The organism is Ehrlichia canis str. Jake (assembly GCF_000012565.1).
GTDB classification, from domain to species: Bacteria; Pseudomonadota; Alphaproteobacteria; order Rickettsiales; family Anaplasmataceae; genus Ehrlichia; species Ehrlichia canis.
Genome location: NC_007354.1, coordinates 989,199 through 1,005,191 on the forward strand (window position 1 = coordinate 989,199; position 15,993 = coordinate 1,005,191).

The 15,993-nt window shown below is 28.3% G+C and carries 11 protein-coding genes; 5 read left to right on the top strand and 6 right to left on the bottom strand.

Annotated elements, in window-relative coordinates:
- Positions 1-29 precede the first annotated feature (29 nt).
- Together ECAJ_RS03610 and ECAJ_RS03615 are read right to left on the bottom strand one after the other, a co-directional pair.
- Positions 30-2,171, bottom strand: coding sequence for a sensor histidine kinase NtrY-like (locus ECAJ_RS03610; RefSeq protein WP_011304813.1), 2,142 nt, complete (start codon positions 2,169-2,171; stop codon positions 30-32).
- Between the two features lie 170 nt (positions 2,172-2,341).
- Positions 2,342-2,605 carry a cold-shock protein gene (locus ECAJ_RS03615; protein ID WP_011304814.1) on the bottom strand — a complete coding sequence of 88 codons (264 nt, stop codon included), beginning with the start codon at positions 2,603-2,605 and terminating at the stop codon, positions 2,342-2,344.
- A 422-nt stretch (positions 2,606-3,027) separates the two neighbouring features.
- On the opposite strand from ECAJ_RS03615, the gene ECAJ_RS03620 reads away from it, so the two are divergent.
- The 3 genes from ECAJ_RS03620 to ccmA all read left to right on the top strand — a co-directional run bounded on the left by ECAJ_RS03620 (position 3,028) and on the right by ccmA (position 5,578).
- Positions 3,028-3,849 (top strand): SDR family oxidoreductase, encoded by an 822-nt coding sequence (locus tag ECAJ_RS03620; RefSeq protein ID WP_011304815.1) that lies wholly within the window; start codon positions 3,028-3,030, stop codon positions 3,847-3,849.
- Positions 3,850-4,150: 301 nt separating this feature from the next.
- Positions 4,151-4,714, top strand: coding sequence for a dCTP deaminase (dcd, locus tag ECAJ_RS03625; protein ID WP_011304816.1), 564 nt, complete (start codon positions 4,151-4,153; stop codon positions 4,712-4,714).
- A 231-nt stretch (positions 4,715-4,945) separates the two neighbouring features.
- Positions 4,946-5,578 (top strand): heme ABC exporter ATP-binding protein CcmA, encoded by a 633-nt coding sequence (gene ccmA / locus ECAJ_RS03630; RefSeq protein WP_011304817.1) that lies wholly within the window; start codon positions 4,946-4,948, stop codon positions 5,576-5,578.
- Between the two features lie 530 nt (positions 5,579-6,108).
- On the opposite strand, the gene ECAJ_RS03635 is transcribed toward ccmA, so the two are convergent.
- A complete protein-coding gene (locus ECAJ_RS03635; protein ID WP_011304818.1) occupies positions 6,109-7,152 on the bottom strand; it encodes a COX15/CtaA family protein in 1,044 nt (347 codons plus the stop codon).
- A 449-nt stretch (positions 7,153-7,601) separates the two neighbouring features.
- Here ECAJ_RS03635 and ECAJ_RS03640 point away from each other — a divergent pair, with 449 nt between their 5' ends.
- Positions 7,602-8,342 carry a DsbA family protein gene (locus ECAJ_RS03640; RefSeq protein WP_011304819.1) on the top strand — a complete coding sequence of 247 codons (741 nt, stop codon included), beginning with the start codon at positions 7,602-7,604 and terminating at the stop codon, positions 8,340-8,342.
- 39 nt (positions 8,343-8,381) lie between these two features.
- On the opposite strand, the gene ECAJ_RS03645 is transcribed toward ECAJ_RS03640, so the two are convergent.
- Positions 8,382-11,705: a hypothetical protein gene (locus tag ECAJ_RS03645; protein WP_011304820.1), complete on the bottom strand. Its 3,324-nt coding sequence runs from the start codon at positions 11,703-11,705 to the stop codon at positions 8,382-8,384.
- Between the two features lie 263 nt (positions 11,706-11,968).
- A complete protein-coding gene (hisS, locus tag ECAJ_RS03650; RefSeq protein WP_011304821.1) occupies positions 11,969-13,210 on the bottom strand; it encodes a histidine--tRNA ligase in 1,242 nt (413 codons plus the stop codon).
- Between the two features lie 178 nt (positions 13,211-13,388).
- On the opposite strand from hisS, the gene purC reads away from it, so the two are divergent.
- The gene (gene purC, locus ECAJ_RS03655) at positions 13,389-14,138 is read left to right on the top strand and encodes a phosphoribosylaminoimidazolesuccinocarboxamide synthase (protein ID WP_044262197.1); all 750 of its coding nucleotides are present in this window, start codon (positions 13,389-13,391) and stop codon (positions 14,136-14,138) included.
- A gap of 220 nt (positions 14,139-14,358) precedes the next feature.
- Here the strand turns inward: purC and ECAJ_RS03660 are convergent, their stop codons facing one another.
- Complete coding sequence (locus ECAJ_RS03660; RefSeq protein ID WP_044262019.1) at positions 14,359-15,906, bottom strand: hypothetical protein; 1,548 nt, start codon at positions 15,904-15,906, stop codon at positions 14,359-14,361.
- Positions 15,907-15,993: the final 87 nt, after the last annotated feature.

The window sequence follows — 15,993 nt, forward strand, 5'->3', positions numbered from 1 at the left end:
TTCCTAATGATAATCAAATAATATTACTTTTAATTATCACTATGATCGTTACATTTTACAAATGTTAACTTAACCACTCCACCACCTTCAATATTATAGAAACTTATTGTTGCATTATGCTCATCTAGTATTTTCTTTACTATAGATAAACCCAATCCTGTACCTTGAACACGAGTTGTAACATAAGGTTCTGTAAGTTTATCTATAAGTTCTTCTGGGAACCCAATCCCATTATCCTGAATTTGCACATAAACATAACCTTCACCATCAATTACACTGATTGTTATTAGACCTTGTACATCAGACTTCATATCAATTGATTCACATGCATTTTTAAATAAATTAATAAAAACATGATTAATCTGGCTTTTATCTAATGCAACAAAAATCGTCTGATTTGGTATATTCAATTCATAATTTACAATACCACGACTAAACTGTCCAGAAAATGACAATTCTTTTACTACACTACAAATATCATGTTTAACTAATACTGGATCAGACATCTTTGCAAATTTAGCAAATTCATCAACAATACACCTAATACTTGTTACATGACGAATTATCGTCTCAATATACCTTATAAAACTTTCCTTATCAGAAACAATCTCATTTTGATACTTACTACTTAACCTTTCAGCAGCAAGATATATTGGAGTAATAGGATTATTTATTTCATGGGCTATTCTCCTTGCAACATCAGACCATGCAGCTGATCTCTGAGCATCAACCAAACTTGAAATATCATCAAAGGTAATAATATAACCTTTACTAATACTACCAAATATTTTTATTCTTACAGATAAAGTAAACGACTTCTTGTTTCTTACAACAGCAATCTCATCTTTCATTTTAGAATTTTTAAGCAAGTCAGACATTTCAGGAAATATATCATCAAGCTCACCGTATAATATGTCATCTGGAGATAATAACTCCCTTGCTTTCTCATTCATCAAAGTAATTATACCAGCACAATTAACTGCTATTATTCCAGAAGAAACACCAGATAAAACAGCTTCTATAAACTCTCTTCTCTCATTCATATCTTGATAAAGTTTTATCAATTGTGAACGCTGGCTATTAAGTTGCGATACCATTTGATTGAATGCACGTGCAAGCGTAGACATTTCTTCTCCAACTTTACCCTCTTCTATCTTAAAAGATAAATCACCCTTTTGAACTTTTCTTGTAGCATAGAATAAGTCTAATAATGGACGAACTATATCACCAGCAAAGTTAATGCCATACCAAATAGCAGTAAACAATAACAACAATGATATTAAAATAAATATCATAGAAAATTGTATTTGCAGTGATGATATTTGCGATTGTAGGTCCCTATATGACTTCACTGCCCCTTTTGTTGCAGATAAATGTGAAGTGACTTTTCTATCAATAAAACGTCCTACCATAACATAAGTAGATGAAAATCCATCAAGCAAAAGGAAGGCACGTATCATATCTTCTTTAATAACAATAACAATCTTACCATTATCTATTTTATCTAAATCATACCATGGAATCATGTCAAAACTTGATGTGAAACTAAACTTACTATTTGCTATCACTCTACCTGGCTGAAAAATTAATACTTCAGCTAACCCTAGTAACTCTGCTTTAGCTTGCACAATATTTTGTAACGCTACTTTATCATAATTCAAAATTACCTTATGACCAGCTATATAATGTGAAATCGCTAAAACATCTGAACGAATATTCCTTTTATGTTCTTTTAAATACGCTTCAGCTACTTGAATAGATTCATGCATAACAGCTTCAACTCTTTTATTGAACCAAGCTTGAATACTATAATTAAAAAACAAGGTAGAAAAACCTGAAATAATAATTGTTGGTATAACAGCTACCACTGAAAACATTAGAACAATTTTTGTCTGCAAATGAGAACCTAAGCGTCCTCTTTTTCTTTGTATCCATATATTGATTAATCTGTGTGATACACTAGTAATCAATAACATAAATAATAGCAAATCAAAAAATACTAATTTGATAGCTTTACTATGATCAGGACCAAGTGGATCATCGTGATGAAAAACAACACAATAGGTTATAATTGAAAATAAAAAAACAGATATTGCTAAAAATGAAGCAATAATTCTAAAAAACTTAAACTTACTTATATTGTTATATAACTTTATAAACCAGTTTTTCATTAGTATATTACATGCTGGACAAACTACTTATACAAGTGTAAACAAAAACCAGATCTTAGGTTTGACAACACACTATAACATACCTAATACACAGGATATCATAAGAAAACGCTACAAACCCTTTCAACATAATAAATACATAAAAAAACATTTATAGCGTATTACATGATTTAGTTTTCTAACACCTCAAGGTTAACAGCTGAAAACTTTCCATTATTTTTATCAAGTTGATACTTAACTTTCTGGCCTTCTCTTAAACCATCAATTTTGCTTCTCTGCAATGCAGTAATATGAACAAAAATATCCTTAATATCTTGACCAATATTTTTTACCTTATCACCTTGATCTTTACAAATAAAACCATAACCCTTTTCTGAACTAAACCACTTTACATATCCAGTGTAAGTTGAATCATCCACTAACCGTTGAGACATTAAAAATCCTTAAAAAATAAAATAAACGCATAGACTATACTGCTAAGAACATACTAAGATAATAACATGTACTAAACATACAATACCATGTTAGGTTAAGGGTAAAGGTTAATATATTTTTTGCAAGTAAAATATTAATTTCTATACTATGTTATTCACACATTCATAACTTTTATTAGTAGTAATATTAATAAAACTCACATAATGTACAATATCATGACTAAATGGTATAGAAAATGTCAATTCTTTCACTATACAAACTAATTAACAATAGACTGACATTTTACTATAGTACGGTAATGTCTTAATTTTAGTGAAGTACTACATTTAGTCAATTACATTACAAACCAAGCAACGTACAATTGAATTGATTTTCACCAAAATTTATTATAATAGTAAATATTTCATACTCACTTTAAACTATGCACTTATTTTGTTTTGGATATGGATACACAGCCAAGTTCCTTGCACAAAAACTACTACCTTTAAAATGGAAAATCAGTGGAACATCATTTAATAAAATATCACAAGACAAAAATGTAAATTTGTTAAACTACAATTTCCCATTACCAGAATCTATATTCTCTGATGTTACACATGTACTAATATCAATTCCACCAGAGGGAGACAATGTACTACAAAAGTATTATAAATATTTAAAAGAAATCAAATGGCTAGGATATCTATCAGCAACAAATGTATATGGTGATCACAATGGCAATTGGGTAGACGAAACATCTGCAACAAATCCATCAACTGTTAGTGGTATTAATCGCTTAAAACAAGAAAAAATATGGTACAACTCTAATCTTCCATCACATATTTTCAGACTTTCAGGTATATATGGTCCAAACAGAAACGTATTATGCAATCTTATTCAAAACAATGTTAAGTATATTATCAGTGACACTATATTTTCTCGTATACATGTAGAAGATATAGCAAATATTTTATTTACATCAATAAATAATCCAAATCCTGGAAGTATATATAACTGTGCAGATGATTTACCTACATCATATTCAAACATAATTAAATATGGATCTCAACTATTAAATATTAAAACACCAGAACCAGTGCTGTTAGAAGATTTATCAGATAATATGAAAAAATTTTACTCTGAAAGAAAGCTGGTAAGCAATTTCAAGATAAAAAATGCATTAAACATATCATTGCTATATCCTAGTTATATACAAGGACTACAAAACCTGATAAAAATTGAAAAACCATTGAGTCAGCAATAAAGATTGACAATATTTATAAAAAACTTAATCATTTTACATAACTTCAACAAAAGTATTATGCATTATAAGCATTATAAAATTTTCACACATTACTTATTATTATACGTATTATTTATACAACATCAGGGTTCAACACAATATCCAATTAAAAACATATTATCCGGTAGTAATTATTAAAAATATTTGTTGCCATTACATAAAATGTTATAATTTGTATATACAATTTTAAACTTGCATTAATCAGTGATTAATTGTAAATGTTTTATTCACTATCTAAAAGATGCTATTTGAGAGGCTAAATATGTCAGTCATGCCAGATCATTGGATAAAAGATAAGGCTATTCAAGAGAAAATGATTGACCCATTTATTGATTACAAAGAGAGCAGCGGGATTTTGTCATATGGATTATCATCATATGGATATGACGCAAGAATAGATAATAAGTTTAAGATATTTACAAATATTAATCCAGTAACAGTTGATCCTAAAAATTTTCCATTAGGAAGTTTTATAGATAAAGAAGAAGATATATGTATTATCCCACCAAATAGTTTTGTTCTTGCAAAAACTGTTGAGTACTTCAAAATACCAAAAGATATACTTGTAATGTGTGTTGGGAAATCAACTTATGCAAGGTGCGGGATTGTCGTTAATGTCACACCATTAGAACCTGGTTGGGAAGGGTATGTAACGCTAGAGTTTTCAAATACTACACCTCTACCAGCAAAGATTTACGCATTTGAAGGTGCATGTCAATTCATTTTCTTAAAAGGAGATAGTCAGTGTAGTTTATCTTACAATGAAATGAAGGGTAAATATATGAAGCAGTTAGATGTCACTTTACCAATAGTAAATAATAGTTAAACACTACACTTAACATTAAAGATAAGAATTTATAGCACTATCAGACCTTAGATATATACATTAGTAAACTCTGTATAAAGATTCTTGTAGAACTATATAAACACCTCACTATAGCACAATTAGTATTTTTATATACACTTGTAAATAATATTAAAATCACAACATTTATTGCTACTACTTGCAAAAAGCCACCATTAGCAGTATAAGCGTAAATTTGAATCTATAAAAAATATGCTAGAATGTAAAGATCTTGCATGCATTAGGAATAACAAATGCTTATTTTCTAATCTTAATTTCACTACACAACAAAATCTATTAACATTAGTTATAGGAAACAACGGTAGTGGTAAAACAAGTCTACTAAGGTTACTCGCAGGATTAATTCCTATAACACATGGTAGTGTAAAATATAATGGAAAAAACATTCACAATTCTGATACATACTTTGCATCTCTCACATATATAGGGCACAAAAATTTTTGCAATGATAATCTCACTGTTTTAGAAAATATTCAATTATGGGCAAATTTAAAAAATACTAATGAGTTAATAGCAGCCACAATATGTTTTTTCGAATTGCAATTAGTATTAGATATAAAATATAAGGACTTATCATCTGGCTGGAAAAGGAGAGTTGCATTATCAAGACTACTAATATACAACACTAATATATGGATTATAGATGAACCATTTGTTCACCTTGACATTCATATAAAAGAATTAATATTAGAGCTCATTTCCACAAGATTAAAACAGAAGAACAGCATCGTCATAATATCTGATCATAGTAAAGCAGCAATATATGGTGAATGCCAAGTTATAGACCTCAACATCTCAAAAAGCCAGCAATCTAACTACTTATAATACAATGACATCTATAATAATTTAATATTCTTTCTAAATATTACAGAAATATATGCAGGTCCATAGATTGCAGCATTCTAAAAGTTAAAGATCTTATCACTTAATTCCTATCTGACTAATGTAACATTATTTTTTAATATTACATTTTATCAAAACACATTTTCATATTACTAAACAAAAGCAATAATATATAATCAAACGACATAGAATATATATTCTGAATCCTAAACTATAGCTTCAAAAATTTTAAAAATTAAGTAGGTAATTACTTACAACACAACATAGATCTATGATAAAACAATTTTAACAGCATATAATATAGATAGCCTAACACCTTGTATAACTTGATTTATAATATCAATATCTTAACTAATTGATACCTATTATATTGAAACAGCAAGTAATTTAATAAATAACTAAACTTTAAAAAAATTCAAAACAGACATTCATATAGAAAAATTAAAAATTACAAAAATTTACACTATACAAAAATAACTTACTCATCAGATATAAAAAAACCATTGTACAATTTAAGATACAAATTTAACATGTTGTAATTTCAGCAATTTCACACAATGTAATAAGTATGTGTTAATAGCAAACAAAATAAAAGCTGTAACTTGATGCAAAGATGCGAGAGCTATAGGTACATTATATATAAATGTCAAAATACCAAAAGTTAACTGTATAAGTAAACATACCAGTAATAAATAAGATGGGAAAAAATTTAATCTTAATATTAACAAAGTTGCAGAAACAATAACCAAAATGAGTACTGCAATTACTTCATGTATAAACTGTACTGTAATAGGATTATCAAAAATATTAGACCATAATGGCTTCATGAATAACAAATCTTCTAACATGAACCTTCCTTCTAAAAAAGGAACAGTTTTATGCAATAAACCAGCATTTAATCCAGCAACTAATGACCCAAATGTTATCTGAATAACAATCAATATGCTAATTACATAAAAAATTAATGTGTTATTTATTTTCAAATTACAAGTTACATTTAAAATAACAGCAGACAAAAATTGCCGCCATAAAAGATAGAAAATCAATAACGCTAATAACAAATGTGCTGTTAATCTATAGTGGCTTACATGAGGACGGTCAATTAACCCACTCTTGACCATAAGCCATCCCATAACACCCTGAAACAGTATTAGCACACAAATGATTATAAAATTGACTATTAAATTTTTATTAAGTTTTTTCTTATATGTAAAATACAGAAACGGTAATAAAAATATTAATCCAACAATTCTTCCAAGCAATCGATGAAAGTATTCTATTAAATATAATTTTTTAAATTCTTGAAATGTAATATTAAAATTCAGACATTTAAATTCTGGAGTAGACATATATTTCATCTTTTCCGCTATCCATTCTTTTTCACTAACCGGTGGGAATATTCCAATCACAGGATTCCACTCAGTAATGGATAACCCAGAATGAGTAAGACGTGTTATCCCTCCAACCAATACCATCAGCAATATCCCAATAGAACATATACATAACCAAACTTTCACACTAACACATACATGTTCAGTATTATCAGCAATCTTCATTATAACCCTTACAATAATCCTTGATATTATAAGCAAGAACTTATATTTTATAGAACGATACAAATTCTAAAAATATTTATACATTGCAATTTAATTTACACTACAAAACAAATACAATAAACATTCTTTTACTATAAACATTATATTTATCTCTAACATTTTACAAAAATAAGAACTCATACTTAATGAATTATGCAAATGCGTAAAACATTTATGTAGTGCAATTCATGTTAGAATATAAAATGAATCCTACAACATACATAACACTTTTTGCTTCAATCAATATAGTTAATCACATGTTGTAGATGTAAACAATTCTTAATAATATAAACACTAAAAAATTCACAAATACTACAACGTTACATATATACTTTTCAGAGATTTCTACTATTGACTTCATCAAAAATCTATAGTAGTTTTAACATTCTACATTTTTTAAGGCAGTAATAATGCTAAGGATTCTATTTTTATTAAGCTTAGTAATACTAGTGGCAAGTTTTCCACTAATAAATAACTGGTTATCTAATAAATCTGGTAAGCCTATAGTAGATAAAGATACAATTATTGCAATTATTGAAGAATATATATCAAATTACCCTCAAAAAGTGATAGATCTGCTCACCAAAGGGCAAGTGCGGGCAGAGAATGAAGAAATGAGTCAAAACATAAAAAAATACAAATCTGAATTGGAAAATACTTCATATCCTTCAGCTGGAAATAAAGATAGTAAAATAGTATTTGTAGAGTTCTTTGATTACTCATGCGGCTATTGCAAAATGATGTCTGAAGATATGAAACAAATAGTACAAGACGGTAAAGTGCATGTTATATTCAGAGATTTTCCAATACTTGGTGAGTCTTCACTCAAAGTTGCCCAAGCAGCACTAGCTGTACATATGATTAATCCAAATAAGTACATAGACTTCTATTATGCAGCACTACATTACAAGCAACAGTTTAATGATGAGTCAATATTAAGTATCATAAAATCAATAGGTATAACTGAAGAAGACTTCAAAGTATCATTAGCAAAAAATGCTGATGCTATAGACAAAATGATACAATCTACCAGAGAACTAGCACAGAACATTAATATAAGGGGCACTCCTGCTATCATAGTAGGGGATACATTTATCGGTGGTGCAGCTGATATATCAACTTTAAGAAGTAAAATAGATATGCAGAAATAAGTCACTTCTGAAAATAATTACTATTAAAATTTTTGGGTTTTAATGCATCTTATTATGGTCAGGTTTTACACGAAAAATATCAGGGTTCTGAGTTTTAGTAAAGATGTTTTCACGCTCAAGTAAGCATGTTTCTTCCTCAGCAACATCATCCTTCTGGTTATAAATTTGCATGGCTGTAATACAACAGCATAGTATTGATATGACTAAACAAATAACAGCTATTACTACACATGAAACAAACAACATTGTATTCTCTTGACTTGCAAAAGCAATAGATAACAATAAAACAGACATACATCCCATAGTTAAAGCTATTACAGGAGCACTATAAACACAAACATCCATCTTAAATAATGATGTACTTTCTTTCTTCTTCTCTAAGTATGCTTTACGATAGAAATCAGAATCAAAGTATGATTTCAAACCATCTTTCATTTTAGATATTTCAACCTTATCAATTTCTGATTCAAAATCAATATCATAAAAATCAGATGACAACTTTTCATATTTATGAGCAACTTTATCATCTGTTATAATTAAACTGCTTGTACTTGTGCTTTCATCTTTAACATCACTCAACTCAATAATACCCATACTTGTGGTATCAAGTTTTTTACTTTCAGCAAGGTCACCAAGCTCGCTCAATATTTTATCCACAGTAGAAATTTCATCTGCAGCACTGCTTGAAAAAAACTGACTAAATAAAGGATTTTGCTTAATAGCCTGATCAATACCTAAACTTTTATCCTCATACGATAACGCATTACTTAACAAACTATCATCTATTATAAATACACCTGAAGTTCTTGCAATATTACGAGCGTTTCTCATATCTAATTCAACATCAGCATGACTCAATTCTCTTAACTTGATAATACTTAAACAAGCACATTTAAGAACTTCCTCATTAATGTTGAAACTCATATCTTCTCTTATCAACAGTTTAACTAAGCGCTCTGTTATAATCTCCTTACCTTTAGCAATTATTTTATTTTCAACTTCAGTAGTAGGTAAATCATTTAACATTCCTTCACTACTAAAAGATTGAAGCATTTCAATAAACGTTCTCTTTACTACAATGCTTTTCTCTAATGAAGTTTTATAACATAAATTTACAAAAGCACTAGATAACCCAGGATAGGTTAGAATATTAAATAATAAAAACGCAGGTGAACTTAAATTTGCAGAGCACAAATCTTCTTTAACTTTACTTGAATCATACAAACATACGTAAGATACAACTAGTTGCATTATAAGCATGCATGTTTCTTTATCAAAATCCTTACAAAAACTTACTTGATTTACTACATCAGATTCATTATTTAACAATGATATTGGAATAGCACCTAATATGTCAGCAAAATCCTTTTCAAATTTTACATCATGTTCCATCTCAAGATCACATAAAGATATACCTAAACTTTCTGCACAAATATTAAGCATATTGTTTATATTACTATATATTTCACAATGATCAGGAGATAACCCATCTATACTATCTAGAGAAAAGTCATAAGGCAGACTTGCTTCAACATATTTTAATAAATTTAAGACAACAGAAAAATAAGATGCTAATTCTTGACTCAAGTTTTTTTGTATATCACGTGAGTTATGACTATTTTTAGAACGTTTATAAGCAATATGAAAAATATTTAACATTTTTAATATTAAGTTCCTTTCCAAAAAATTACCAAAAAGGAGCTTACCTAATAAACCACCGATATTATTACTAGAACAACTACCAATAATACCATTAGATTTTTTAAATATTCTACATAACATTATTGATGCTTGTTGAGCTTTTAACTCTTGTGTTTTCTTACATTCCAGCAAGACATCATATGTTAAACCTGATACTGTTAGTTTCTTCCCTAAAACTTCACCACACAACAAATGTTGCACTAGAATAAAAAATAAATTCTTTTCAAATACAACTTCTGATAAATCAATACTCCGACAATGCAATTCAGCTACCACATCATCAAAAACCTTCCTATACTCCTGAAGTGATATTTCAAAATTACCACTATCAGCAATTTCAGACATCATATTATAACATACACTATAACATAGACTAACTTGTTCCATTGGTACTCTGTTAATAAAAGCAGCATAATAACACAAAGACATTAATTCAAGTAACAATTCAAGAGCACATTTGTTTTCTCCGTTTTCATCAGTATAGTAAAAACTAAACCTACCTAATAATGTTACTAATGTAACATGCATCTCGTTTAGATCTTCTGCTAATAGAGTTTTATACAACTGTAACATATATTCTAATTGCAAAAGCTTCTTAAGTCTTTTAGTCCCAAATATTTCATGAATAGCCAAGGAAATGTCATAAAAAGCAAAAACACTCATCTGATACGAATATGGATTATATGACTTCGTATTACCACCAACAGCAGCTAGTGAACCTCTTGCTGATAGACATATATCATTAAATATAGCTGAACAAAATTCATCTTCATTTTGATAAACATCATACAAATCTCTTGAATCAAAAACAAAAAATAAATCCTTATAAAAATTAATAACATCTATGTAACACTCTATACCAAGACGACTTATGAACAACTCAGGTAGTACATTTATACCATTACAAATAAACCGGCATGTCATAGGAAAAATTTGTTTTTTAAATAAACTGCTAAACTCATCAGAATTAATAGATACAAATTCACTCATAGCAGTTTTATACATAACAAGGACAAGCATTCTTTTTTCTTTATCTTGTGCCTCTAGTGCTACCCCTGCTCTAGCTTCAGAATAACCACGATAAGCGTTTTCAACTATACAACACAGTTTTAAACGTAATGATTGATAATCTACTTTAAAAACTAAACTTACAAATCTTTCAACATATGGCAGTAATACATCAGGAGGAATTTGATCTCTACCTCCTTCACCACGTGTCATGATACCTGCACAAAGATCATACAGATCCTCAAGTAATGCATCCACCATTTCATCCTTACTATAACATTCTGAACCAAATTGAAGTTGACAAGCATAACAATAAAAACGCAGTAGTGCATACATCTGAATAGTCCACAAGTATGCTTGACATACTAAATCAAGTTCACCAGATTCATCTAATCTGCTTAAGATATATTGATAATTCGAATAATTTCTATGATCAAATGATTTAACTACAAAATTTATTTGTTTTTCGCTTACAATGTTAAACTCGTATCCAGTATATATAATGAAAGAAGGAGTACTTTGATGAAAAGACTGTACAACAGATAAGAATCCTAATATTTCTTTACTAGTGAACCCACGACTCTTTAAAAAAAGTGCCAGACAACTCACTTCATGCCTAATAAAAGCATTTCGTTTAAACTTACCAGTTAACATTTTATACTCACTATTATTAATAAATAAAATGTGGTACTTACAAGTAGCAAAATGTTTATACTATTTCCCACCTATTTTAAAGACTAATTATTAAACCTTCTTTTAATACAAGCTATATTTATCACTCTACAACAACACATATACATTTACCTTAGTATTTAAATTGAACATGTTAAATTTTAAACAATTATTACTATATGGTAACATATTTACAATATCATAAGAAAGTATTTTACAAAATCAAACACGATTTTAATAAATTGTTAGATTTTATTGTATAATGCATCCAATAAATTACCTTTTTCCACTTCTTGTTGCTCACCAGTTTTCATATCTTTTACCTGTACAGTATTACTTTTCAATTCCTCATCACCAAAAATCAAAACTATGCTATTATCATTTATTTTTCTCAACATATTTTTTAAACCAGTATTCTTATAGTTCCAACCTACAGAAATACCTTTACAACGTAACTCATAAGCAAGTTTTAAAGCATAAGACATTGCATCCTTACCTATAGGAACCAATACCACATTTCTAGATTCTTTGTGTTCATAATCTATTAATGCACTTACTCTTTCAATTCCCATAGCAAAACCAACAGCAGGTGTATCATTTCCTCCCATAGACCTTACCAACCCATCATATCTACCACCAGCAATAACTGCATTTTGTGATCCCAATTCAGACGTTGTAAATTCAAACACCGTATTACAATAATAATCTAACCCCCTGACTATACGATTGTTCAATTGATAAGGAATACAAAGATCATTTAAACCATCTAAAACCTCTGTAAAAAAATCACTAGAGTATTTGGTGTAAAAATCTCCAATATTAGGAGCATTCAACAAAATTTCACAATCTTCTGGAGATTTAGAATCTAATACCCTCAGAGGGTTTGTAATGAGCCTACGTTGGCTATCCCCTGACAAATCTTTTTTATATTTATTTAAATATTCAACAAGACTAAGCCTATATGAGTTCATAGTCTCTTTATCACCTAAAAAATTAATTTCTAATGTAATATTATTCAACAACTTTAATTCACTTAAAATATTATACCCCAATGCTATCATTTCAACATCTGCAAGAGGACTATCACTACCAAAAAATTCAAAATTAACTTGATGAAACTGTCTTTGACGACATTTTTGAGGCCGTTCGTAACGAAATACTGGACCACTAGAAAACAACTTTACAGGAGTAACTAAATTCTTATTAATTAATAACCTAACAATAGCAGATGTAAATTCCGGTCTTAGTGTAATATTCTCACCACTTTTATCCTGAAAATTATACATTTCTTTTGTTACAATATCTGAATCATCTCCTAGAGTTTTAGTAAATACCTCAGTAAACTCAATAATCGGCGTGTCAACAGCTATAAACCCGTATCTATTTGCTATCGCTTGAGATAGATGTTGTATATACTGAAATTTATAAAATTCAGCACCTAATAGATCTTTAGTACCTCTAACTTCTTTCAATTTACTACGCTGCATAAAACCTCAAAACTATACCACACTGAACTATATCATATTATTTCTACCAACTTATACATTAAATATCTTTTAAATAATAAATAAAGTACTGTACATTAATTTTAAATTTAAAAAGTTAATTGCTAAACCGGTTACATGAGTATACAATAAAATGGTAAATGGATCTCACAAGTACATAATGAAAAATAGAGAAAAAATTTACGAAGGGAAAGCAAAGATAATATTTGCAACATCTAATCCTTTAGAAGTAATACAACATTTCAAAGATGAAGTTACTGCTTTTAACAACAAAAAAGCAGATGTTATTAATGAAAAAGGAATTGTCAACAATTACATAAGCAGCTTCTTAATGAAAGAGCTTACAAACAAAGGTATCAAAACACATTTTATATCATTGTTAAATCAAAGAGAACAGTTAGTAAAAAAAGTATCAATAATACCACTCGAAATTGTAGTAAGAAATTTATCAGCTGGCAATTTTAGTAAAAGATTTCAAATAGCAGATGGTACATCTTTTAAATCACCTATTATTGAGTTTTACTATAAAAGTGATAAGTTATCCGACCCTATGGTAAGTGATGGACATATTTTAAGTTTTCAATGGCTTACAAATCAAGAATTAGAAAAAATAAAAATGCTATCTCTTAAGATTAATGAAATCCTTAGTGAGATTTTCTTAAATGTCGGCATTAAGTTAGTAGATTTTAAATTAGAATTTGGAAAATTATATAATAACAAAGCATCAGATTTATTATTAGCTGATGAAATAAGCCCTGATACATGCAGGCTTTGGAATATCTCAGATAATAGAAAGTTAGATAAAGATCTTTACCGCATGAATTTAGGAAATGTGATAGAAGCATATAAAGAAGTCGCTCAAAAATTAAATGTCATTACCACAAAACATATAATTGATAACAATAATTAGAAAAGGCTAACGTTATATACATCCATTACTTTATAGCAAGCAAGAAATTTTACTTTATACAGAATTTTATAACAATTTACTTTATTATAAGAAGCTTTTAAATTTTACTCACTATATAACACAATACATTAATCTAAAATAATGACATTTCAAAATACTAAAAAAACAAATATATTACAAGTTTTTCTTAATCAACAAAATATTATAATACATACATTTATTATAACACAATCTTTGATAGTATATCAGAATAACTACTCACACTATTACACCTTATACGTGAAATAGAATTGTTACATATTCTTGACACCAACACTTCTAAGTTCTCATTTAGCATTTGTATCTCACTGTCTACATACTGCACATCTTGCCTTAAAATTAGCAATTCACTGCTATTTAATTTACTTGGTGACTTTATATTTTTTTTCATATGTTTTAACCAAGTAACACTCGATACAATTTCTTCATCACATTTAACAGAATCACTCAATAAAAAATCAACTAGAATATCATTATAATTTTCAGCAGTAAAAAGTAATTTTTTCATATTACACATCTGCTCTATAATGTTACTTCTTTGATCACAAAGGTTTTTTATGATAGCTTTTATTCCTTTATTGGCATACACAATATCATTAAAATTATATTCTTTTTTTATAATTGCATACATTGCTTTAAATTGATCATCGTAAAGAAATTTAACAACTCTTTTCTCATATACTTCAATGTCTTGTTTCTTATAAGACATAAGTATTTTGATTAGAAAAAATTCTATTTCTTTACCTACAGTAAGAAACCGTAACGATAATATTTGATAAATTTTTGTATATGCACTACATATATTTTCAGATGACATAATAATCTTTATAACATTCTTAAATGTTACACTAATTTCCTGATATAATTGGACTTTACGTGTATCAGTCTTTGCATCTTGACATGCTTCTGTACCAAAAACATGATAAGCAATCTCAGAACAAATAGTTTTAAAACTATGTTTTATTTGATTAAATAAAAAACTTGATTTTAATAAGTTACCATTATTTCCAAAAACAATATACTTAATCATTAACATATCAACCCGCGATATTGCAAAAGTAGATACTACAACATTACAAATTTTATCATTATCAATAACATCACTTGCAGATAATATTTCCGACATAGAAGGAATACATTCCAACACATCAAAATCTTGATCTCTAGCTCTAGAAACCACACTCACAAGCTCTTCATACTTCTCTAGTAATTCACCATTACGCTGCTCTATACTATCCTCTATAATGTTCTGCTCAACGTTTTTCCTTTCTTTCTTATTTAACTCATTAATGACTTCATAATAATCTTCTATTGCCTTTCTTTCTATTTTAGCTGCTAATCTTGGAGCATTTTTTCTTTTTATAAAGAATCTAATAAACTTATTTATTGTACTATTAATGCACTTCCTCACAAAACTGTCATTCAGCAGTACTTCTTTATTTTTTATCAAAGTAAAAACTGCCATAATTTCAGTATATTTTTGTAATACTTGCAGTGATTTATCTCTACGTATCAATACTCTAAAAAACAGTACTAGCAACCTATAGAATTGCACATTATATTCATACATTATCAATAATGTTCTAACTTTCCCTAGTTCCTCTTTCTCCAACTTTAATGAATCCACTATTTCCTTGAGATATTGTGGCCTCATTAACTGATACTCAACAACTGAAATACTTTTAAATAAATTAGGACTTGATTTACTAAGATTAATTTCTTTATCCATATATAACATTCTATTTAATATATATTAAAAATTTTTTATAAACAATATATCATTTACAATATATTCTTTCCTTTATAAAGAAAATTT